The 22,202-nt window shown below is 39.3% G+C and carries 19 protein-coding genes; 8 read left to right on the forward strand and 11 right to left on the reverse strand.

What is annotated here, in order from left to right; translation table 11 throughout:
• Nucleotides 1–156: 156 nt before the first annotated feature.
• Nucleotides 157–717, forward strand: coding sequence for a DUF2777 domain-containing protein (locus tag ACXAE4_RS24535; RefSeq protein WP_028412409.1), 561 nt, complete (start codon nucleotides 157–159; stop codon nucleotides 715–717).
• A gap of 85 nt (nucleotides 718–802) precedes the next feature.
• Here the strand turns inward: ACXAE4_RS24535 and ACXAE4_RS24540 are convergent, their stop codons facing one another.
• The 3 genes from ACXAE4_RS24540 to ACXAE4_RS24550 form a co-directional block, all read right to left on the reverse strand.
• Nucleotides 803–937, reverse strand: a complete 135-nt coding sequence (locus ACXAE4_RS24540) for a hypothetical protein (RefSeq protein WP_255293414.1) — start codon at nucleotides 935–937, stop codon at nucleotides 803–805.
• Nucleotides 938–1,070: 133 nt separating this feature from the next.
• Nucleotides 1,071–1,418, reverse strand: a complete 348-nt coding sequence (locus ACXAE4_RS24545; protein WP_013055360.1) for a DUF1516 family protein — start codon at nucleotides 1,416–1,418, stop codon at nucleotides 1,071–1,073.
• Between the two features lie 78 nt (nucleotides 1,419–1,496).
• Nucleotides 1,497–2,669, reverse strand: a complete 1,173-nt coding sequence (locus ACXAE4_RS24550; protein WP_098625742.1) for a DUF418 domain-containing protein — start codon at nucleotides 2,667–2,669, stop codon at nucleotides 1,497–1,499.
• Nucleotides 2,670–2,867: 198 nt separating this feature from the next.
• On the opposite strand from ACXAE4_RS24550, the gene ACXAE4_RS24555 reads away from it, so the two are divergent.
• From ACXAE4_RS24555 to ACXAE4_RS24580, 6 genes are all read left to right on the forward strand, one after another.
• On the forward strand, nucleotides 2,868–3,089 hold the full coding sequence (locus ACXAE4_RS24555) for a spore germination protein (RefSeq protein ID WP_013055358.1): 222 nt from the start codon (nucleotides 2,868–2,870) through the stop codon (nucleotides 3,087–3,089).
• Between the two features lie 30 nt (nucleotides 3,090–3,119).
• Nucleotides 3,120–3,395 carry a spore germination protein GerPB gene (locus tag ACXAE4_RS24560; RefSeq protein WP_014461637.1) on the forward strand — a complete coding sequence of 92 codons (276 nt, stop codon included), beginning with the start codon at nucleotides 3,120–3,122 and terminating at the stop codon, nucleotides 3,393–3,395.
• Between the two features lie 89 nt (nucleotides 3,396–3,484).
• Nucleotides 3,485–4,201, forward strand: coding sequence for a spore germination protein GerPC (gerPC, locus tag ACXAE4_RS24565; RefSeq protein ID WP_098625741.1), 717 nt, complete (start codon nucleotides 3,485–3,487; stop codon nucleotides 4,199–4,201).
• Nucleotides 4,198–4,374, forward strand: a complete 177-nt coding sequence (locus ACXAE4_RS24570) for a hypothetical protein (protein ID WP_013055355.1) — start codon at nucleotides 4,198–4,200, stop codon at nucleotides 4,372–4,374. Before gerPC ends, ACXAE4_RS24570 begins: the two co-directional genes overlap by 4 nt.
• Nucleotides 4,375–4,386: 12 nt before the next feature.
• Nucleotides 4,387–4,818 carry a spore germination protein GerPE gene (locus ACXAE4_RS24575; protein WP_014461639.1) on the forward strand — a complete coding sequence of 144 codons (432 nt, stop codon included), beginning with the start codon at nucleotides 4,387–4,389 and terminating at the stop codon, nucleotides 4,816–4,818.
• 61 nt (nucleotides 4,819–4,879) lie between these two features.
• On the forward strand, nucleotides 4,880–5,098 hold the full coding sequence (locus ACXAE4_RS24580; protein ID WP_013055353.1) for a spore germination protein: 219 nt from the start codon (nucleotides 4,880–4,882) through the stop codon (nucleotides 5,096–5,098).
• A 46-nt stretch (nucleotides 5,099–5,144) separates the two neighbouring features.
• Here the strand turns inward: ACXAE4_RS24580 and ACXAE4_RS24585 are convergent, their stop codons facing one another.
• The 8 genes from ACXAE4_RS24585 to ACXAE4_RS24620 all read right to left on the reverse strand — a co-directional run bounded on the left by ACXAE4_RS24585 (nucleotide 5,145) and on the right by ACXAE4_RS24620 (nucleotide 21,668).
• Nucleotides 5,145–5,450, reverse strand: a complete 306-nt coding sequence (locus tag ACXAE4_RS24585; RefSeq protein WP_013081707.1) for an HNH endonuclease — start codon at nucleotides 5,448–5,450, stop codon at nucleotides 5,145–5,147.
• A gap of 14 nt (nucleotides 5,451–5,464) precedes the next feature.
• Nucleotides 5,465–8,857 carry an AAA family ATPase gene (locus ACXAE4_RS24590; RefSeq protein ID WP_098625739.1) on the reverse strand — a complete coding sequence of 1,131 codons (3,393 nt, stop codon included), beginning with the start codon at nucleotides 8,855–8,857 and terminating at the stop codon, nucleotides 5,465–5,467.
• Complete coding sequence (locus ACXAE4_RS24595; RefSeq protein WP_098625737.1) at nucleotides 8,854–10,038, reverse strand: exonuclease SbcCD subunit D; 1,185 nt, start codon at nucleotides 10,036–10,038, stop codon at nucleotides 8,854–8,856. Before ACXAE4_RS24595 ends, ACXAE4_RS24590 begins: the two co-directional genes overlap by 4 nt.
• Nucleotides 10,039–10,091: 53 nt before the next feature.
• The gene (gene addA / locus ACXAE4_RS24600) at nucleotides 10,092–13,829 is read right to left on the reverse strand and encodes a helicase-exonuclease AddAB subunit AddA (RefSeq protein ID WP_155010438.1); all 3,738 of its coding nucleotides are present in this window, start codon (nucleotides 13,827–13,829) and stop codon (nucleotides 10,092–10,094) included.
• Nucleotides 13,822–17,322 carry a helicase-exonuclease AddAB subunit AddB gene (gene addB / locus ACXAE4_RS24605; protein WP_475237141.1) on the reverse strand — a complete coding sequence of 1,167 codons (3,501 nt, stop codon included), beginning with the start codon at nucleotides 17,320–17,322 and terminating at the stop codon, nucleotides 13,822–13,824. Before addB ends, addA begins: the two co-directional genes overlap by 8 nt.
• Before the next feature lie 263 nt (nucleotides 17,323–17,585).
• On the reverse strand, nucleotides 17,586–18,326 hold the full coding sequence (gene fabG, locus ACXAE4_RS24610; RefSeq protein ID WP_014461644.1) for a 3-oxoacyl-ACP reductase FabG: 741 nt from the start codon (nucleotides 18,324–18,326) through the stop codon (nucleotides 17,586–17,588).
• Between the two features lie 580 nt (nucleotides 18,327–18,906).
• Nucleotides 18,907–19,524 (reverse strand): TVP38/TMEM64 family protein, encoded by a 618-nt coding sequence (locus ACXAE4_RS24615; RefSeq protein ID WP_028412419.1) that lies wholly within the window; start codon nucleotides 19,522–19,524, stop codon nucleotides 18,907–18,909.
• A 164-nt stretch (nucleotides 19,525–19,688) separates the two neighbouring features.
• Complete coding sequence (locus ACXAE4_RS24620) at nucleotides 19,689–21,668, reverse strand: S9 family peptidase (protein ID WP_098999233.1); 1,980 nt, start codon at nucleotides 21,666–21,668, stop codon at nucleotides 19,689–19,691.
• Nucleotides 21,669–21,844: 176 nt separating this feature from the next.
• On the opposite strand from ACXAE4_RS24620, the gene ACXAE4_RS24625 reads away from it, so the two are divergent.
• Complete coding sequence (locus tag ACXAE4_RS24625; RefSeq protein ID WP_028412421.1) at nucleotides 21,845–22,081, forward strand: IDEAL domain-containing protein; 237 nt, start codon at nucleotides 21,845–21,847, stop codon at nucleotides 22,079–22,081.
• Nucleotides 22,082–22,202: the final 121 nt, after the last annotated feature.

Consider the following 22,202-nt stretch of genomic DNA (forward strand, 5'->3'; position numbering starts at 1 on the left):
CTTTCACGCTCTTGTTTATGAATGAAATAATGCCATTGTATGCACGCAGTAGTTACAGTTGAATTGTCCTTATATTTTATTTTTACTTTTCAGTTATAAAGAGAGCTTTTTTAGGCAATAAAAAAATATGGATAAATTTCACACGGAGGTTTGATTATGAATCATTATTCTAAACAACAAGCTATGAACAATCAGCCGCGTTCCTTCGTGATTGGTACGGTTGAATGTGTTGATTCACAGTGGATTTTCTTTGAAGATGAAAGTGACGAAGCTTCCATGCTTCATGAAGTAATGGATGAGACATTAGAACTTCTTATTGATACACGCTGGGAAAAAGCCATTATGGTTGATGACCGTCAAATAAAGCTTCACGATGGAACGTATTTATTGCGAAATGGAGATAAGCTAAGACTGACTAAAAAGCTACCTTATGCATACGAACAGCTTCTTCAATCACTACCGAAAGAGACCTTTTTATCATTCACTCAGCACTTAAATTCATTAAAATTCTCTCTTTATGATTGTATTTACTGTCACAACACATTATGTTTTTTACCGACAGACGGTGATACAAAAGGTGCTAATTTTATCATTTATGACAATGAGGAAAAAATTTGTGCCGTTCAGCATTTATTCGAACGAGGCACGCAATACCTAGACCGATTTGAATATACCGTTAACGATGGAGAACGTTCAATGAATCTTTTTTTAGATTAAAGTAAAAGAAAAGAGTTTGAGACATAACTTCATCAACCTAATCTAAAAAGAAAAAATTGGATATATGAGTTCGTATTGATTGCTTTTAAACCGCTATTGGTTTCCGTGCAAGGCTTCGCTTTCCGCGGGCGGCCGATGAGCCTCCTCGTCGCTTACGCTCCTGCGGGGTCTCACCTGTGCCACTTTTCCCGCAGGAGTCTTCGCCTTGCCCTCCAATCAACAGCTAGAAGCACCTACACGCATTAAATTTACTTTCACCATGACAACGAAAAAAAACCGAAGTATTAATCAGAATTCTGATTAATACTTCGGTTTTTCTTTGAACTAAAATACTCTTGCCCTATCCTCTTTTCTTATCCTAGTACGACATATCCGTAATAGAATACTAAGATAAGCGCAATTACAAGAACTGCCCAAGCAACGCCTGTACGTTTTCTTTTTTCAGTACGAACAAGGACCATTTCCATTCCCACAAGCACTAACACTCCGGCAATTCCTTTAATGAGCGCTGCGCCTTGAAAATGGTACCAAGCTGCTAACATATGCAGACCTGATACTAATACTAATAAGTATAGAAGTCTCGCTACCATATGTAAGATTTTTTGACCTTTAGCTTTACCTGCTCGATGTAAAATCAACGAAACCACAAACGAGATAATCAATAATGTCCAAAGCGTTACATGAATATGTAGTGGAGCCATTCATCTCACGTCCTTTCTGAAAATATCATATCATGAAAACCTTTCCTTCACCAATAATAAAAGGAAGGAAAAGGATTTTTAGCGACTTCGTCCATAAGTAGCATACCGAATGAGTTTTTCAAGGGGCCCATCTAAAAATAGGCTAATCCATATCCAGCTTCCCAGCAGTTGAATAGAAAGGATAATCGCCGCAATAGACAAACCTTCTACAATTGAAATATGCCCATAGTATCCTAATCCATATGAGTAAAAAAGAAATGTACATACAATAGACTGGACAATATAATTAGTTAAAATCATTCTTCCCAAAAAAGCAAATGGCTGCATGACTTTTTGAATAGATACGCTTCGCATAGCTAATGTAACCAACGTTACAATAAAAATTGCTCCTGCCGTTCCTCCGATTGTATCGTGAATATAGGATGTGGCTACATTGTGATCTAAAGCATAAGGCAATACAGATGATGCTCCGTATACGATGAATGAAATAAGACAAATCCACTTTGTCTCAACTATATATTCTTCTATTTCTTTAAACCATTCGCTTTTTGCTATAAAGCCGCCTAATAAAAACAGCGGAAATAGTGATAAAAACATAAAAGGAACCGTATTTAAATTATAAGCGTAGTACCAATCAAGCAGGCGCTGATGAAAGATTGATGCAAAACTTCCGTGTCCATATACTTGAAGAGCTTTATCAATAATTGGCTGGTAAATTCCTGCCGCTGTCTCTCCTTCATTAGCAAAAGCAGCTACTGTTAAAATAACAGTCATAATTACAGCGTAAATACTAAATATTCCGGTTCCCCACGCTAATAACACTTCTTTCTTTGCTTCTTGAAAAAACAGCATAATCAAAGCAAAAAAGCTGTATATCACAATCATATCACCATGCCAAATAAATAAAGCATGAATGGCTCCAACGATAAGCAAAGCCGCCATTCTTCGTACATAAAAAGGAGTAAAACTTATTTGTCTTTCATATGTACGCTCGAACATTTTCATAAAACCAAACCCAAACAAAATAGCAAGCAGCGCGTATCCTGTCTGCCCTACAACTAGATCAACTAATCCGTTAGCAACATAATTCATTCTTGAACCGTCCAACAAATTATTGTCGTAATACGAAGCAGGCGAATAAAAATTCGGCATGTTTATGAGCAAAATACCGATAAGGGCAATTCCTTTTAATACATCCGCCGCTTCAATACGCTGTTCTTTATCAGCTGCATTCATTTTAAAACGTTTCATTCTTTCACACCTTACATGATTTCATTATTGCCTTCACATTATATCGAACGCAAAAGTTTTTCTTCAATGTTTACTATTTCCATTCCTCTTTTTAATGTTTTACTTCTCCTCTGCATATAGATAAGGAAAAAGCATTAATCACCTTTTTATCTAGGCTTCATATGCTGTTACTAGACTAAATTAAAAGGGTGTTTGCCTATGCCTGCCATTGTTGGTGTTGTTAATCTTAACAGTGTTGGTTCAGCCAGCGTCTTTCATATTGGAGATGTTTATACAATAGCCCCTATTTCCACTGCTAAAACATTTGCTGGCGCAGGTTCGTTTAATACAGGTGACGGATTATATGTTGTGAATCAGCAGAGCTCAACCAATACGTCAGACAATGACGTAAATGACCAAAATGTCGCTGGAAATCTATAATAGAAATGAAGCTCATACAGGGGGATGCTTATGAACTTTTACGTGAATCAAAGTATCTGTATTCAAAGTATGAAGATTAGTGCTGTAAGTAACTCGTCGGTACTTCAAATTGGAAGCGTAGGTGTTATTAAACCGAACTCAAATCTCTTTAATACAGGAGGATTTACAGGCGCTGCACCTACCGAAACAAAAAAAGGAATTCTTGGATCTGTCTCTCCTTCTACCTTTACTCCAGGAACCGGCGCAGGAGCCGCCCCAGCCCCTTTTTCACAGTCGCTAACTCCTCCAGCTCGAGACAACGACTGACATGTTACAGCCTTCAGCGCCATATGTATATATATAACTATTTTCTTTATCAGAAGGTAAGGAAATCGAGGTGATTGAAGGTGGATAACATGGACTATATTCAGCAGGTACATCAGTATGTTCAGCAAATGTCTTCGTATATTCAGCAGCAAGAAGGACGAATTGCTCAGCTTGAAAAAAACGTACAAGAACTTCAGCAGAAAATAAAAGAGTTAGGTGAACAGCCACCTATTAAAATTGATAAAATTGAATATAAATTTGAACAGTTAAAAATTGATTCTTTAGATGGAACACTTAATATTGGATTAAACCCTCTTACACCCGATAATTTAGAAGATATCATTATTAATGAGAAACCAGAAGTAACATTTCCGCAAGGAGCTCAGCCACAAGGGCAGCCGCCTCAAGGTGAGCAGCCGGGACAACCCGGAGGTCCTGGACCGCAAAATCCCAGCTTAAAACCATTGGATCGCCAGCTAGAAAAGCAGTGGGTCTCTGATATTCATGAAACGATTTTAAATGAGCTTAATCAATATGGATTTTCTATGGTTCAACATGTGCTTGATGAGCGCTCGATGATGATTGATGAATCGTACTACGAGTTTATTTTAGAAGATATTAAAAAGCAGCTGCAGCAGCGGATTACTTTTTATATACAGCAAGTTCAACCGGAAGAAATGGAACGAAATTTCGAACAAATCAAACCGCAAATTATCGGTAAACTTTATGAAGATATGAAAAAAGGAATTGACGCATTTTTAACGTATTTACCTGAATCTTTAAAGAAAGGTGGACCCCCTTCATGAACTTTAACGTTGTAAACCGCGAATTGCTTGTTGGAGACGTTAGTATTACAGGCGTATCTTCTTCCTCTCTTTTTTTAATTGGTGATGCAAACTATATCTCTTTATCCTCAACATTTGATACGCCAGCTGAATCTTTGATTATCGGCCCTTATGTCCCACTATCGTTATCATAAAGGAGCTTATGTATGCTTTCACGCACATCTTCTGTTAATTATATAGAAATCAATTCCTTGTCGGCGAGCTCCTTTTGCCAAATTGGAGATTCAACAGAAATTCACTTACTTAATAGAGCTTTAGCTGATCGGAGACAGTATCCGTTTTTCTACGGCAGAGAAGGAAATTTTGATGATTATGCTATCTTTAGTGAGCCTATTCCCCATGGTGACTACGAACCTATTCCCGTTCAAACGTGGAATGAAATACCTTTAATCCGCGTTAACAGAATTGATATAAAAGGGTGCTCATTCTCGTCAGTTATTCATGTTGGCTCGACCTGCAATGTTTATGCAGAAGCCCGCATTAAGCATATTCGTGAACTGATCAACGATGAACCTTCAAAGGAAGCTGAAGCCGGAACATCGAAAAAAGCTGCCTCAGCACCTAGCGGCAGTGAGTGAACCTTTTAAGAAATGGCTCATATACTAAACTAATATCACGAAAAAAAGGGGTGTGAACCTCATGCCAGCAATAATCGGACCCGTTAGTATCACGAGCGTCGGGGGCGGTGTCGTAACGTTTGGAGATACGTTTTATGTTTCTCCAAAAAGCGCTGCTAAAACAGCCTCAGGCTCCGGCTCTTTAAATACAGGTAACTTTGTTAATACAAATAACGGCATTTCAGGAACAAATACGTTAGATCCAGATTTATTCGATCAAAATATAGCGGCAAATGCTTAAAAAAACCCCTTATCTTTGCTACTAAAGCAGATAAGGGGTTTTTCATTCACTTGGACTTTCGGCTGTTTGATTTTTTGGTTTTAGGTAATTTAGAAGAAGGCTGTTTACGAATCCATTTAATAAAAGAGCTAATTTTAGAATCAGCTTGTAATAAAGAAATCGTATTAAGACGAATGGCTAATTCATCATTTGTGTATAACGCATGAATTTGTTTATGACACGGAATACATAAGTTTGCCGTCGGTTCAAACGCTCCGCCCATTTCCTTAGGCGTTAAATGATGTACGGTCGTCAAGACATCCTGCCTTCCGCATAATTCGCATGTTCCTATTCGCCTGTCTTTTTTCTTCATATAGATTTCCTTCCCTATAAAGTTTCTACTCTTACACTAGTTCCTTTGCCGGAAGGCTCGGACGGCTCAACAATCAAACGTTTTGGCAGCCGAGCCCGAAGTTCTTGCACGTGACTAATGACTCCAATTGATAAATTATTGGACTGAAGTTTTTCAAGCGCCGTAACCACGGTATCAAGAAGCTCGCCATCAAGCGTTCCAAAGCCTTCATCTAAAAAGAAAAACTGCAGCGGATATTCTCCTCTTAGCTGAATTTGTGCAGACAATGAAAGGGCCAAAGCCAGCGAAGTTAAAAACGTCTCTCCTCCGGATAAAGTTGAAACCGGACGTTTCACCCCTCCATTTGCATCATCTCTCATGATAAAGCCGCCTTGTGAATCAACTTCAATCGCATAGCGCTGACGTGTTAATATACCCAGACGCTCTGAAGCATCTCGGCTAACGGACATCAGCTGCTCTTCAGCAATATATTCCACGAAAGCATTCCCTTTAAATACTGTTTGAAGCTTCTGATATTGTTCAAATAAAGCTTGTTTTTCTTCACGGTTCTGTTCAAGCACTAAAAATCGCTCATGTCGTTCTTTGACGCTTTTTAACGTTTGCTCAGCCGCTCCCTTAAGCTGAACGGCTTCTTTTACAGCTGCTTTTATATCATGAAGCAGCTGCTGAGTTTCTTCAAATTGCTGCTCTTCTATGGACTGGTGATTCAGCTGGATATTTAACTGTTCAATTGATGACTTCATCTGTTTTATGTTGTCCCAATAAGCCTGAACAGTTTCATCCAACAATTTCATCTCATCATTTGATAACAAAGCTTGCTGAACTTCTTTTCCTTCGCTGAATAAAGAATTTCCTATAGCTTCTTCCCATTTTTCAGCTGCTTTTTTATACTGGATATGAGCTGTTTCTAGAGATTCGCTCGCTGCTTTTTCATCCATTTGCAGCGTTTGATACGCTTTTTGAACAGTCTGCCAATGCTGATACGCCTGCTGTTCATTCGTCTCTAACTCCGTAAGTAAGTGCAGTGTTTTTTGCAGCGCTTGTTCAATATCTTCTTGATCTGTAAGCGTACGCAAGCGTTCAATTTGCGAGTGAACAAGAGATTGTTTATGAGACAGCATTGCTTTTAATTCTGTAAATTCTTTTTCGCCCGCATATTTCTCTTCTTTTAGACCTTCGATTTTCTTTTGCTGATTTTCAAAAAATATGCTGCTTTTTTCAATTCGAGCCTTTATTGTCTGCTCTTCTTTTTCTCGCTCATTTAGCTGTTCGTTAATTTTTTCCATCTCTTCAAATACAAAGGAAGGATAATCTTGTTGAAAAGCTTCTTTTCCTGCTTGTAACGTTTGTTTTTGCTGATTGACTTTTCCTTCTAATTCAATTTGTTCTTTTTGATAATGAGCAAGCTCTAATTCAATCTTTTCAAGACTTTGCTGGACCTTTTGTACCTGCCCTAGAATTGCCTGCTGTTTTTCACTTACCTGCAAATAATCCTGCTCAAGAGATTTGATTTCAACTTCTATTTTCTTAGCATACTGCCCAAAGGCATCTGTACCCATTTCTCCTAAAGCAGAAACTTCGCCAGCTTCGTTCATAAACTCAGCTAACTCAGGTATTTTTTCAACAAGAGGTTTAGCTAGCTGTTCAAGCTGCATTTTGAGCGACGAATAGCTAAATCGCTGTTCACGCAATTGATTGACTTGATCTTCGAACTGATCCGCTGACTCAGTTGTGACGTCATCTTCTTGTTGGTGTAACACGGGGTTAGGATGATGCTCAGAGCCACAAACTGGACAAGGCTCTCCTTGGGTCAGCTGCTCAGCTAATTGATGAGCCAGACGGCGTGACCATTCTTTTTCTTTGCGTCTTTTTAGATCGCTCATTAAACGATCTGCTTGTTGAAAAAGCTGCTGAAACTCTTTTTCCCGCTCACATACAGTATGATACAAGCCTTGAATATCTGAAAATAACGCTTTACTTTGTTCTATTGTTTGCTGATATCTCTCTTGGTGTGTCTGTTTTTGTGTATGCAAATGCTGAAGCTGTTCCGCTTTTTCTTTATACGTTTTTTGGCCTTCATCTAGATTTTTTTTATCATTATTCCATACTTGATAACGGTAAAATGCTTGCTGAACAGCCTGCCGATAATCAGGTTGAATCTCCACCTTTGTTAATGCTTCTTTTAACTCTTTTTGAAGAGCCAAGCCTTGCTGATACCGCTTATCCGCTTCCATTAATTCATCGTTTTTCGCTTGAAGTGCCTGCTGCTTTTGCTGAAGAGAAACTTCCGCTTCTTTTACTTCTTGCTGCCCATCTTTAATTTGTTTTTGAAGATCAGAAGCTTGTTGAAGCTGTTCTTTTTGAACAACTAATTTGGGCTGCTGTTCATTTTTTTGTAAGCGAGCCTGCTCATATAAGCTATTCGATCGCTTATATTCCTCACTTTGCTGAACAATTTGCACTTTTAATTTTTCTACTTTATCTTTATAAAGCTTCTGCTGTTTTTCAGCTTGTTCAAATGTTTCTAAATAAGGAAAAAGACGCTCTGCCTGCTGCGCTTTCGTCAGCAAATCTTGCTTTTGTTTAATCTCCTCTTCCTGCTTAGAAGCATGCACTAGTTTTTCTTCTAACAGTGTTTTTTCCTGCTGCGCTTTCCAAAGAGATGCCTGCTGATCGTATCGTTCCTGCAAATCAGCCGCTTCTTTTTCTCGTTTTTCCAAAAGTACAATGCTATCACTTACAAGCTGCTCGGCTTCTGTTACTTTCTCTGTTGAAGCTTCACCTAATCCCGTTTGTTCTGCCGTGATTTTATCTAGGTCTGTTTTTAGCTGCTGAACTTGATAGCGTATTTTCTTACTAAGCTGATCTCCGTACTGCTCGAGATTAAAAAGACGCTGAAGCATTTGACGACGTTCCGTCCCTTTTAACGATAAAAACTCTGCAAATTTTCCTTGTGGTAATACAACAGCTCTTGTAAAATCATCAATTGTTAAACCAAGAAGTTCCTGTACCTGCTGGTTTACATCATTTGTTTTATCCGCTAATACGTACGTTTCATCTTCGATTTCAATCAATCGACTGGAAGCTGATTTCACACGCAGCTCATCTGTCCGTTTAAAGCTTCGTTCAACAGTATAGCGTTTTTTATGACTAGCGTTTTCCAGCTCGAACGTAAACGATACTTTCAGTTCATTTTCCCCGTGATTTAAAATTCCTTGTGTATTATTGGCTGCACGCTCTACTTTTCCGTATAAAGCTAGTGTAATGGCATCCAAAATGGAGGATTTCCCGCTTCCAGTAGGACCAAATATTCCAAACACACCGCCTGAACACAGCGCTTCAAAGTCGACAGTTTGTTTTTCTCTAAAACTGTGAAGCCCCGAAACGGTCAAGTTAATAGGTTTCATTTTTCATCCTCCTTTCCCGATACTTCTTCATCGTTAATCAAGGTTAAAAACAGTTTGACTAACTCATCATCAGGTGCCCCTCCGCCGGTTTGCCTGCTGTAGAACTTTGTAAACAGTTCTTCGATCGGCACTTCGCGCTGTGAACGTGTTTCATGTGCTAGTTCTTCTGCTTTGAATACCGGACGAATATGAATAAAGCCTGCATGAAGCTTGCGAAGTCGATGGATTTCTTCTAGTGAAAGTGCATCTTCTACGTGAACTTCTAAATCAACCCATGCCTGCGCATCTTTCTGTTCATCAAGCCACGTATATACTTCTGCCAATCCGTTTTTTGCTTTCCAACGCGTCAAAGGCTTTCCGCTAGATAATGGAATTTCCGTCATTTCAACCTCTTTTCCTGGCTGAGCATCTAAAATGGTAACAGACTTTGCATATCCTGACTCTGAAAAGCTATAGGCAAGAGGTGACCCAGAATATCTTGCAAAGGTGTTGGCGCGATTGATCATTTGCGGGCGATGCAAATGTCCTAGAGCTACATATTGAGCATTAGCAGGCAAACTAGTTGCCGCCACCGTATAAGCTCCTCCTACTTCAATTGGACGTTCTGAGTCCGTTGAACTTCCGCCTGCTACGTAAATATGACTCATCGCAATATTAACGGTATCTGTTGTGAACTGCTCACTCATTTTATCGAAAATACCTTTTACTCTGGCATCGTATGAATTTCGAAGAGCCAGCTCATCATTTTCTTCTGCTAACAGTTCCTTTAACCTTGATTCAGATGGGTAAGGAAGAGCCGCAACCTTTAATATTTCATCTGATGTAGGAATGTGAATGCTTTCTACATCGGTAGTAGGCAAACCAAGAAGTGTAATATTTTGATGAACAGCTAATGGAGAAGCCGCCGACAGCCGATCTGGGTTATCATGATTACCTGCAATAACAATAATTGGACGTTTTCCATTGTTGCTCAACCTAGACATACTTTCGTAAAAGAGCTGCTCTGCCGCTGCTGGAGGGTTAACCGTATCAAAGGCATCTCCCGCCATGAGAATAGCATCTATCTTTTCTTCTTCCACAATGTCTGCCAGTTCATCTAAAAACTGTGCTTGCTCAGCTAGACGGCTTCGACCTTCTAACGTTCGCCCCAAATGCCAATCCGCTGTATGTAATAAACGCATGTTACTCTCTCCTTATTGGTGAAAAAGAAGAAGACTATCGCCTTCTTCTTTTCTTATATTTCAACAGCATGTCCACCATCTAAAAAGTAAAGATAGCGATGCTGAACAGGTTGTTTCACAATCCGCTCAATGGCCTTTGCGTAAAGCTCTAACTGAATGCGGTATCTTTCAATTAGAAATGGTTTTGCTCGTTCAAAATCCCCTTGAAAACGATCCGAAATATTATCTGTTTTAAAATCAAGTAAAACGAGGCCTTCTTCCGTTTCATATAAACAATCAATAATACCTTGTACTAAAATCGTTTCATCTTCCTGCTCCCAACGATCATAGATTTCTTTAGCGGAGACACCTAAACTAAAAGGCATCTCTCTATAAACCGTGCGAGCCGTTCGAATACCTTGTGCAATGTCACTGTCTAAAAAGTCTGCTACATCATTTGCATCAACGGCATCCGCTTGTTCTTGCGTCAATAATTCTTTGGTAACCATTGATTGAATAAAGTCTTGAACCATTTCGAGGGTATAAACTTTATTTAATGGAAGCTGCTGCATAACGGCATGTGTAGCTGTTCCTTTTTCAGCTCCTGTGAGAGATTTTTCTTGAAGAAACAGCGGACGGTTTTCAAGAGGTGCTTTAGATCCCCGAACGAGATCGTCGCTTCCACCTGCATCCGTCAGCTGCTGCTGCCTTTTTAGTTCAGAAACAGATTGCTTTGAACGATGAACGGAAGCTACACGATAATCATAAGACCAATTTAAGCGTCTATACACTTCCTCTTTATAATCGCTGGATTCTGTAACTGGCTCATGCTTTTGAAGAGCGTTCAAGAGCTCTTCATGATGTTGCTGCTCTTCAAGAGGCTGTTCGGCTAAATCAACCGCTAATAACGTTGAAAGTTTCCAGCTTGAAGCATGCTGATGAACCATCTCAGCCGGCTGGACCTCTCCTTCAACCATGTGACTAACATTTTGGTGACGAATTAAAGAAGGTCCAATCCAGTCTAAATAACATTTTGCATCTCTTCTCACGTGAGCTGGAAGCGTCCAATCTTCATGTGCCATAACAGAGCTCCACTGTCTAAGCTTTTCTGGTGCATCTTTTACTGTTCCGACTAAAATAAGCTTTTCTTTCGCACGCGTCAAAGCTACGTATAATACCCGCATTTCTTCTGCCATGCTTTCTTTTTTCATTTTTTTCTTCATGGTCTGCTGAAGAAGCGTTGGGTACGTAATACGCAGTTTCGGATCAATATATTTAGATCCAAAACCTAGTTCTTTATCGAGTAAATATGCTTTATTCAAGTCCATCAAGTTAAACTGACGAGCGAGGCCAGCTACAAAAACAACAGGAAATTCAAGACCTTTACTGCTGTGGATCGTCATCAAACGCACAACATCTTCTTGTTCTCCTAGTGCTCGAGCAGCTCCTAAATCGTTCCCCCGGTCCTGCATACGTTCAATAAAGCGTAAAAATCGAAACAGACCTCTAAAGGAAGTTGCCTCATACTGGCGAGCGCGATCGTAAAGAGCACGTAAATTGGCTTGACGCTGCTTCCCGCCAGGAAGTCCGCCAACAAATTCAAAGAAACCCGTATCGCGGTAAATTTGCCAGACTAGTTCTGACAAAGAGCTTTGTCTAGCTTGTGTTCTCCATGCTTTTAACTGATCATAGAAATATTTTACTTTATCGCGAAGTTCTTCATCATCTGAAACCGCTAAGTACGTTTTTAACGCATCGTAATACGTTCCTTTCTTTTGCTCTGCTCTCAGTGTAGCTAACTCTTCATCTGAAAGTCCTACTACCGGCGAGCGAAGAACAGAAGCTAATGGAATGTCTTGATGCGGGTTATCTACTACTTTTAATAAAGACATCATAATCATCACTTCAGTAGCATCAAAATAACCTGTTGATAAATCGGCATAAATCGGAACGCCTTCTTGTTTAAATTCATCCATAATCTGCGCAGCCCAAGGCATGGAACGAAGCAAAATAACAAAGTCACGATACGTCACGTTTCTCATAATATCGAGCTTGCGATCATATATTTGAAAACGGTTTTGAACGAGTTCTTTGATTTTACGCGCCATTGCTCTTGCCTCTAACTGAGCCGTTTCAAGCTCCGCTTCTGAAAAAGCGACGAGAGAAGAATCCGATTCTTCTTCCGCTCCTTCTTCTGCATTTTCTTTTGCAATTAGCAGAAGCTCCGTTTCCATTCCTTCCACTTTTGGATACGATGCTCCTAATTTTAAAGAAGCATCATCGTCATATGCAATTTCTCCTACTTCTTCATCCATCAGCTGGTTAAAAATAAAGTTTGTCGCATCAAGCACTTGAGAACGACTGCGGAAGTTTTTATTCAAATCGATACGTTTTCCGAACTGGCGACCATCTTGTGTAAAGCGCTTGTACTTTGTTAAGAATAAAAATGGCTCCGCTAAACGAAAGCGGTAAATGGATTGTTTTACATCTCCAACCATAAATAAATTTCCTTGTTCTTCACTATCTCTCGTCACTAATTTAATTAGTGTTTCTTGAACCATATTTGTATCTTGATATTCGTCAACAAGTACCTCTGCAAACTGAGTGCGATATTTTTGGGCAATGGACGAAGGCTTAAGCACACCGTCTTTTTTTACACTCAAGATTTGCAAGCAATAATGTTCTAAATCAGAAAAGTCCACTAACCCTTTCTCTTTTTTAATGTGTTCATATCGTTCACCGAAGCGCTGAACTAAAAAGATTAGCGTTTCAATAACCGGCTTCATTTTTTCAAAATCAGCCATGTAGCCTTGCAAAGGCCTAGAAAACAGATCAGCATGAAGCTTTTCAAGGCTTGTCTTAGCTTTTTTGCGAAGCTCTCCGAAGTCATCTAAAAGCTGAGGGTCGTATGCTTCTCCTTTACATGGCTTTAAACGAGTAAAATTCAAACTCTGCATTTCTTCATGCAAATCAGCAAAAGAATGCTTAGAAGCGCTGAGCAGCCGATGAATTTGAGCCAAGTCTTCCTCTGCATTAACAGCGCGAGGAGCAGGCCCTCCTGGCAGCTTTGTTAGCTCTAAGCATTGTTTTAAAATCGATTCAATGCCAATCAGCTGCGTTGTTACTTCTTGTAAAAGAAAAGATAGAAACGGAAGTGAATCAATAGAAGAGTCCTCTGTGACATCATATTGACTCACGATCATTTCAAGCCAGCCGTTTGGGTCAGGGTTAGATCTTGCAAAGTCATATAGCTTTCTTACCATAAGCTGAATATCTAAATCGTTTCGGTCACTTGTATAACGATCAATTAAATCAAAGAATCGCTCGTTCTGTTCAATACTGTACTGTTCTTCAAACAGTTCTTCCAATACTTCTTCACGAAGGAGCTCTGCTTCCGTATCATCCGCAATTCGAAAACCAGGGTCTACATCAATCATATAATAATACGTACGAATGACTTCTAAACAAAAAGAATGAAGCGTAGAAATAGACGCACGGTTTAATAAATTAAGCTGTCTGCGCAAGTGTAAAGAAGATGGATTCTTTTTTAACTCTTTTTCTAATGCTTCGCCAATTCGATTTCTCATTTCAGCTGCGGAAGCATTTGTAAACGTAGCAACAAGTAATCTATCAACATCGATTGGCTCATCACCCATCGTAATCTTTTTAATAATACGTTCAACTAAAACCGCTGTTTTTCCTGAACCAGCAGCCGCGGCTACTAATATATCTTGACCTGATGAAACAATGGCGTTCCACTGATCATCCGTCCACTGGGAGTCGGCCGGTTTTACGTGTATATCTTTACTCATCTCGTTTGGCCTCCTCTCGAATTTTATCTAAAATAACATTTTGGCTCTCTGTACTAAGCTGACGATATTCATTGTTTTCCATTGATTCGTCGAACTGACAGATTGAGCGGTATTCACAAAACGCGCATGGTGTTTTATCTTTTAGCTTATAAGGCGAAATATCAATTTTTCCATTTGTAATCTCTGTACCTGCCTCCACAAACTTACCTCGCACATACTGACGGAGATGTGTAAAATCTTCTTCGCTCGCAACCGAAGAATTGGAATAAAAGCCCCCTGTCTTTTTAATGCCCGCCGATATAACTTGTGAGTGCCCTGATTCTAACGTTTCATCCATTAATCGTACTGCTTCCTCGTCCCCTAAAAGTAGTCCTTTCATTTTAAACTTCTTGAAGATTTCGGCTTCAATTTGATCAGGTTGTAATGCTTTAGTACTGTTGATCATTGGATTATGAACGTGGAAATAAAGAACGCCAGCAGGCAATGCTCCTCTATTATCATGAAGAAGCTGTTCAGCATACGTCACGACTATGTCTAAATAAGCTAAAATTTGAAGAGATAAACCGTAGTACACTTCCACTAAGTTTAATGCTTTATCGCTTGATTTATAGTCGACAATACGCAGTAAAAGTCCTTTAGAGCTTTCCGCTTTATCTACCCTGTCAATTCGACCAACGAGTTCCATCGTATGGCCATTTGGCAGTGTGAACTGCATAGAAGGCAGCTCCGCGCTAGGTCCAAATCCAAGCTCCAATCCAACAGGAACAAACCCACTCACCTTAGCGTGCTCACTTAACACAAGCGACGCCCGTTCAATAATTTGCTGCAGCTTATGCGTTAAATAATGGTGACGATTAGAGCTCAATAAAATCTCGTTTTGTAAGCGCGGAGCAAGTTCGTGCACCGCAGCCATAGAAAGCTGCTGACAGTCTTTTCTCGTTAAGTTCTTCCATTCTTTTTGACCGCCGCGAAGCTCGTCTGAAATCATCTTCAGCGCCGCGTGAAATAACTCGCCTATGTCAGGAGCTGCTAATTTGAAAACTTTTCGTTCTTTAAGTTTGAGCCCATGAGAAGCAAAATGAGCGTACGGACAGGCTTCAAATTTCTCCATTCTCGATACGCTTGCTTGAATATGCTTTCCATACAGACGCTGACTCGTTTTCTTTGTTAACCTTTTTGCTTCGTTTTTATAAAATAAACTGCTTAGTACTTTCTCGCTGTATGAGTTCCAATCTGAATTTTCTACATAAAAATTATATACATCCCACCAAGCGGAACTCATCGGATAATGGCGTTTCCACCCTTGCAGCTGGCTGGCTAAATACGCGATGCTCGTTAAGGGATTTGTTATATAATCAACTTGCTTTTCTTCTTCTAAATCCGTAGGCTCCGTCATTAACAGCTTTTCCTGCAGGAGCGGAAATAGCTCTTTTACTCGATTAATAACGAGTGAAGGCAGCAGAGTCTTCCCTTCCTCATTGGCAAGAGGATACGAAACATAAAGTTTTTCAGAAGAGCTGGAAAGTGCTAAATAAATGAGAAATTGTTCGTCAAACAGCTTTTGCCTTCCAGTTGGCGCAAGTAATAAGCCTGATTCAAGCAGCTGCTCTCTCTCTTTCTCAGATAACAGGCCATCGCTTTTTGGTTTAGCTGGAATCACACCGTCATTTACGCCTAGCACAAAGCTTGCTTTGATATCGGATAAACGCGAACGCTCAAAACTTGCCACAACCACTTGATCCAGTGCAGGCGGAACAAGTGCAAACTGCATGCTGTCAAGCCCTGTCTCAAATAGATCCGCGAACAAAGAAATCGATACTTTCTCTTCTCCCATCATTTCAACAAACTGATCAAATAAGTGAAGAATTGCTTTCCATACCTGCTCGTGCTCTCTTGCTTCTTGAAGCTTTCCTTCTTCTTCACATCGATTGCGCAGCGCTTCTATCTTTTGTGGAATATCTAAATTCGTTAAAAAACGATAGAGTGCTTCTGCTTTTTCTTTTCCTATTTTCGCTTGTTTTAATTTTTGCTGAAGCGAATAAATAGGAGGAACAATCATATTTTTTAATTCATTTATTTTTTGCTCAAAAGCAAGCTCTTCGTCAGTTTTCCCAAGGTTCATGTCTTCAAGCGAACGATATTTTCTGTAGGTAAATGGCTCCTTACTCGTCCACTTAGATCCTTGAATACCGTAAGCAAGTACGTAATTTTCTAATTCATCCATCTCTTCGCGAAGCTGGTGCACATCAGATGACAAAGGAAATAAAAGGTCTGTTTTCACTGCCCGAAAGATGGTTTCGTATCGCCATGACCCGCTTACCACCTCTAAGACTGAGCGAATAAATTCAACGAGTGGATGGTGAAACATCGCTCGCTTTTGGTCAATAAAGTACGGAATTTCATAATCTCGAAAAATGGTTTGAAGCAAGTCATGATAGTCTTCTGCATTTCTAACAATCAAGGCAATATCACGATAGCGATAGCCGTGATCGCGCACAAGCGACAGCACTTCTCTTGCAATCCCTTCTACCTCTGCTCTTCGGCTAACAGCAGGCAGCAGCTGAATGTGCTCGGGCTCTGACTGAAATTCCGGCGTTGGCCGTTCATCATAATATCGTTCTAAATAGGCAAGCTCTGGACTGTTTTGATGCCTTTTTTGTTCATTAAATACGTTTGGCTCTTGAATCTCTATCCCGTTTTCAGCCGCCAGGCCCATTATTTCTTGATACGTTTCGCTCGTTAATCGAAACAAGTGCAGGTCATTTGGAATAAAATCTTGATATGAATAATCAGAAGTAACCGCTATTTTCACTTCTCTACAAACTTTCATCAGCTCTACTAATACCGTTAATTCTTGAGGAGTATAGTGATGAAATCCATCTACATAAATCGTTGCTTGAGCAAGGTACGCAGAAGAGACTACTTTTTCGCTCAACAGCTTCAAATAATCTTCTCCATCTACATATTTTGTCATCAGCTGTTTTTCTAATTCTCCGTAAATGAGATGTAAATCATGTAATTTATCAGCAAGGACTTTCTCATCTTCTGCTTGAAGTTTTTGCTTCATCTCTTCGAGAGACGGTGCATCTACCGTGTACTGTTTAAATTCTTTAACCATTTTTTCTAGTTCTTCAATAAACCCTGCTTGTTCTGAAGAATTCGCAAACAATCGAAGCTCTTTTTTTTGATGCTCGATAATTTTTTTAAGCATCATATGAATACCTGTTTGATCCACATGATAGCGGCTAATACCTCCGACTTCTTGCAGAATACGCCACGCAAGACGTGTAAAACTATAAACTTGAGCACGCATCATGCCTTCTAACCCAGGTGTTTGAACAAGCGCATACTCCGACTGAAATGTCATCTGTTCAGGTACAATATAAATAAGTGGATGCCCAAGCGGAGCATTTAACAGCTCTTGGCGCATGCTATTTAAAAGATATTCCGTTTTCCCGCTTCCTGAACGTCCTAATAAAAACTGTAGCCCCACGTTTTCACCCCTTCATTTTTCTTCTCTATATTTTTAGTTGTTTAAGTGCAAAATGGATAAACGCCACGCAAACACGTGACGCAGTCGTCAAAATTTTATAGTGATAATCAGCTAAATCTCTCTATCTCTCTCCTTATTATTTTACTGAACTTGCAGACAAAATTCCACTTTGCACATATGTGAAATGCTGGATGCAACAAAAAAACTTTTCAGTAGCCAAATGACCACTGAAAAGTTTTAGAAAAGCGAGTTATTTTCTACTTTTACATCATGATTCCACCATCTACATGCAGTGTTGTGCCGTTAATATAGTTGGACTCATCAGAGGCTAAATAAAGATAAGCATAACCAATGTCAGAAGGCTGACCTAACCTTTGTAAAGGAATAGTGGATTTCATTTGATCAATGATTTTGTCCGGCATCGCCTTCACCATATCCGTCTCAATAAACCCGGGAGCTACAGCGTTTACATTAATTCCTTTTCGCCCAAGCTCTTTAGCCCATGTTTTTGTCATTCCCACTACGCCGGCTTTTGTCGCCGCATAGTTTGTTTGACCAACATTTCCATATACGCCGGATACCGAAGATGTGCTGATAATTTTCCCTTTACCTTGAGCAATCATATGCGGTACAACGGCTTGCGTACAGTGAAAAACGCCTGTAAGGTTTACGTTAATGACCGCTTGAAAATTTTCAACTGATAATTTAGTTAGCATTCCATCTCTGGTAATACCTGCATTATTAATTAAAATATCTATTTTAGAGAAGCGTTTCACGACTTCTTCTACCATTGCATCTACACTGTCTCGATCCGCTACGTTTACTTGAAAGAATGCTACATCTCCGCCTTCTTCTTTTAGCTGAGCTGCTCGTTCTTCTCCTACTTTTGCATCGTAGTCAACCATAGCGACCTTTGCACCCTCTTGTGCGAAAATTCGAGAAGCTTCGAACCCTAACCCATTTGCTGCACCCGTAATAATTGCCACTTTATCTTTTAATCTCATGTCACCCGCGCTATAAGACGCTTACTAACAACGATTAATCAGCAAGTCGCTTGAATCTTAGTAGCGCATTCCCCTCCTCAAAACGACGCCAAGCACGTCTTAATGATCATTCGGTGCTTTTCTAGTAATGATCCCTCTACTTACATCTTAGTAGTCAAGCTCAAAAATCATTCATATAATTTTTAAGAAAACGTTTTGAAATACATGAGGTGATAATACATGTTGAGAAAAAACATGTATATCTCTAGAAAACAAAGGGTTCATTACTTAGGTGCAACTAGGAATAGACGTCTAATTTATTCCCAGTTTTTTCTTTTATTTTAGCATATTTTTCACAATTGATAAACAAAAAACTTGTTCATTACTAGACAGATACTCTGTATGTGCATTGTTCTACCAACCGAATAAACAGACAAATAACTTCTTTAAGAAAAAGGCAAAAAGCCTTTCAAAAATGCTGCTGTATTCCTATAAGAAAAGGTTTTTCCATAGTTTACAATACCCTCTTCTGCTGTATGTATAACAAAAGACTGCCTATTAAAAAGCAGTCTTTCATCACTATTTGTTATATATAAACAAACTATTTGTCATACTGTTTCACTTTAGATTTTTCATTTAATCTTCGTTCAATTTGCTTTCCAACAAGCCATAGGACAAAAATGATCACTAGAACAAGTACTGCTTTTAAAGGCTGTTTCACAAATGAAACAAAATCGGCCCCAATAAAGCTCATCATAAATATCATGACCATTTTACCCGCTAATACAGCAAGCATAAACTGAGCCATACTGACACGTGATAGTCCAGCTACTACATTAATCGCTGAAGACGGCGTAAAAGGGAAACAAAGCATAATAAACAGCGGTCCAAAACCGTGTCTTTCCACCCAAATCATAATCTTTCGAATTTGCGCATGGCGGCTGATAAAATGTAAAAACCTCGCCTGTCCGTATTTTCTAAAAATCAAAAAGACAAGCAGTGATCCAACGCAGCTCCCGATCCATGAAATTAAAAAGCCTAACCATAAGCCAAAGGCAGCAGCATTAGCCATTACAAACGCAAAAAGCGGCAAGATAGGAATAAACGCTTCTAAAATAGGCAACAGCAGTCCGGGAATGATCCCAAATGATTGATATTGTTTTAATAACTCGAGGACGCCGTCTAATGTCAAATAATGCTTTAATGTTTCAAAATCCATCGAATGTTCTCCTTATTTAAACAACTGTGCTACTTTTCACTTATTGTACTACTTTCCTTTACCAAACAAAAGTTTTACAGCGTTTTATCTTTCCTGCCCTGTTGCGCTTGCCATATAGCCAGCCCTTACTTACACGAACAGAACCTCTAGAACAACATGTGCTTTTACTTAGACTGCTGCAAATAACGTTTAAACCAGCTGGTTAAATATTTTAGTCTCGCCGTTCGTAAATTAGGCTTACCGCTTCTAGAAAGTTCATGGTTAGACTGAGGAAAACGAATAAATTCTACTTCTTTATCTTTTCTTTTTAGTGCCACATAAAGCTGTTCAGCTTGTTCAATTGGACATCTATAATCCTGTTCGCTATGCAAGATTAACAGCGGTGTTTTCACGTTCTCCGCTAAACGAAGCGGCGAGTGGTTCCAAAGTTTTTCCGGATTCTCATAAATATCAGCTTTCAATTCCCATTCGGTAAAATAATAGCCAATATCACTAACGCCGTAAAAACTCGTCCAATTTGAAATAGACCGTTGCGTCACCGCTGCTTTAAACCGATTTGTACTTCCTACAATCCAGTTTGTCATAAATCCTCCGTAGCTTCCTCCTGTTACGCCAAGTTTATCTTCATTAATATAAGAGTAGCGGTTAATTGCTTCGTCGGTTACTGCCATCAAATCCATATAATCCATGCCTCCGTAATCTCCTCGAACGGCATCTGTAAAGGCTTGACCATATCCTCTTCCGCCTCTTGGATTAGAAAAGAGGATATTGAACCCTTTTGATGCAAGCACTTGAAATTCAAACATAAATGTATGACCATACATAAGATGCGGACCTCCGTGAATTTCTAAAATGGTTGGAGATACATCGTTGGCAGCAGCCGCTTTTACGACCCAACTGTGGATATGTATACCGTCCGTGGCAGTCGCGCAAAAAGATTCTGCTTCCGTTAACTGCACATGCTTTAAAAATGAATCATTAACGTTTGTCAGCTTCACTAGTTCCTCTGTTTTTAAATTTAAAGAATAAAGATCTCCGGGATGTGTAAATGTACTGATTGCTACGATAGCTTCCTCACCGTTGGGAAGAACAGATACCCCGTATACGTGAGCATTATCCATAAGCACAGAGTCTAACTTTCCATTTACATTTCCTTTATATATGCCTACAGAACCCTTTTCACTTACGACAAAATAAAATTCTTCCTTACTGCTCCACATAATTCCCGCTGCGGTTCTTCCAAAGTGAAAATCTCCTGCTACCATATCTCCTATTTCTAAGTCTATACCTGCAGTGATACAAGCTGTTTTTTGATTGGAGACCTGATAAATATATATGTCATTCATTGAAGCCGATCCGTATGTACGTTCATTTCCAATGTAAGCTATGTATGACCCATCTGGTGACCACGAAACTTGATGAAAATATCCTGTTTCTGCTGTAATAGATGTTAACTTTTTAGTATCACGATGCAAAATAAACACGTCCATGGTTAACGATAAATCCGGATTCTCTCCTCGGCTGCTGCAAAATACAATTGAATTTGCATCAGGGGCCCAGCATCCTACAGAGTGATGATAAGGTCCATCCGTTAAAAACGTCACTTCTTTATTTTTAAGTTTAACGACCGCAACTTGCGTATATTCACCTTTTAAATAGCCACTAGCATCGGATTTATACAACAAACGTTCCACTTCGTATGGCTGAGGATGCTCATGATTTTGTTCAACTCTTACAGCTTTTTCTTCCACTTTTGTAGAAAACATAATTTCGTCACTATAAGGAGACCATACGGGATTACTAACGCCTTTTTCACAATCTGTGAGTGCTTCTGCTTCCCCGCCTGTCGCTGCTAATAGATAGAGCTGAACGGTTTGACTGCGATCTGATAAAAAAGCAATCCACCTGCCGTCAGGAGACCATGCAGGAGAGTGATTATTTCCTTTATAATACGTCAATTGCTTTGTTTTTTTTGTTTCAAGATCTAACATAAACAGCTGCGTCTCATAACCGTTTTCTATTTTTTTCGTTTCTCGAACCGTATAAACTACACTTTTTCCATCTGGAGAAATCTGAGGGTTATACACAGACTTCAATTCATACAAATCCTCTACCGTTACCGTACGCTTTTTTACATGATTCAATTTCTTCGCCCCCAAGGATTCATTTTTAAACCAAATAGCCAATCGATAAAAACGAAAGTAGCGTTTCCCTCTTACTTTATCATTTCTAAAAATAAAAATCTAAAAATTTAGAAAATTAGTTGTTTTTTCTTCTTTTAATCTATATAATAATAAAAAGGGTGCAGAGGTGATGAGGTATGAACAATGAAAAATCGTACACGGAAATGATGAAGTCCCTCGCTCGCAAGAAAAAAGTAATTGATACTGTGAGTATGTTGGATGTTTATATCGAAATGGTAATTGATGAATCGCTTTTTAAGCGTCAAAAAGAACTGTTAGAAACAAACATTAACACGGCATTAGATCAACGTGATGAAACTGCTTTTTATGAGCTATCAGCACAGTACCAATCCTTACTTCAAACATCTACTTAATATTTCAAGAAGTTCATTCATGTTAATGATTTATATGTACGTTTAACAGGCAGAACCTTTCTTCTCAGGAAGAACAGCTGTCTGTTAAATCGTGTTTACTACATAAAAAAAGATTCTTACA

It is taken from the genome of Priestia sp. ABM2_011 (assembly GCF_056158845.1).

Excerpts from the sequence above, each read along its gene's own strand:
- ACXAE4_RS24595 (WP_098625737.1), bottom strand. The coding sequence starts at position 10,038 with ATGCGTTTATTACATACAGCGGATTGGCATTTGGGGCGAACGTTAGAA.
- fabG (WP_014461644.1), bottom strand. The coding sequence starts at position 18,326 with ATGAGATTAAAAGATAAAGTGGCAATTATTACGGGTGCAGCAAATGGG.
- ACXAE4_RS24535 (WP_028412409.1), top strand. The coding sequence starts at position 157 with ATGAATCATTATTCTAAACAACAAGCTATGAACAATCAGCCGCGTTCC.
- ACXAE4_RS24615 (WP_028412419.1), bottom strand. The coding sequence starts at position 19,524 with ATGGATTTTGAAACATTAAAGCATTATTTGACATTAGACGGCGTCCTC.
- ACXAE4_RS24580 (WP_013055353.1), top strand. The coding sequence starts at position 4,880 with ATGCCAGCAATAATCGGACCCGTTAGTATCACGAGCGTCGGGGGCGGT.
- ACXAE4_RS24575 (WP_014461639.1), top strand. The coding sequence starts at position 4,387 with ATGCTTTCACGCACATCTTCTGTTAATTATATAGAAATCAATTCCTTG.
- ACXAE4_RS24550 (WP_098625742.1), bottom strand. The coding sequence starts at position 2,669 with ATGAAACGTTTTAAAATGAATGCAGCTGATAAAGAACAGCGTATTGAA.
- addA (WP_155010438.1), bottom strand. The coding sequence starts at position 13,829 with ATGAGTAAAGATATACACGTAAAACCGGCCGACTCCCAGTGGACGGAT.
- ACXAE4_RS24545 (WP_013055360.1), bottom strand. The coding sequence starts at position 1,418 with ATGGCTCCACTACATATTCATGTAACGCTTTGGACATTATTGATTATC.
- ACXAE4_RS24560 (WP_014461637.1), top strand. The coding sequence starts at position 3,120 with ATGAACTTTTACGTGAATCAAAGTATCTGTATTCAAAGTATGAAGATT.
- ACXAE4_RS24570 (WP_013055355.1), top strand. The coding sequence starts at position 4,198 with ATGAACTTTAACGTTGTAAACCGCGAATTGCTTGTTGGAGACGTTAGT.
- ACXAE4_RS24590 (WP_098625739.1), bottom strand. The coding sequence starts at position 8,857 with ATGAAACCTATTAACTTGACCGTTTCGGGGCTTCACAGTTTTAGAGAA.
- gerPC (WP_098625741.1), top strand. The coding sequence starts at position 3,485 with ATGGACTATATTCAGCAGGTACATCAGTATGTTCAGCAAATGTCTTCG.
- ACXAE4_RS24555 (WP_013055358.1), top strand. The coding sequence starts at position 2,868 with ATGCCTGCCATTGTTGGTGTTGTTAATCTTAACAGTGTTGGTTCAGCC.
- ACXAE4_RS24585 (WP_013081707.1), bottom strand. The coding sequence starts at position 5,450 with ATGAAGAAAAAAGACAGGCGAATAGGAACATGCGAATTATGCGGAAGG.
- ACXAE4_RS24625 (WP_028412421.1), top strand. The coding sequence starts at position 21,845 with ATGAACAATGAAAAATCGTACACGGAAATGATGAAGTCCCTCGCTCGC.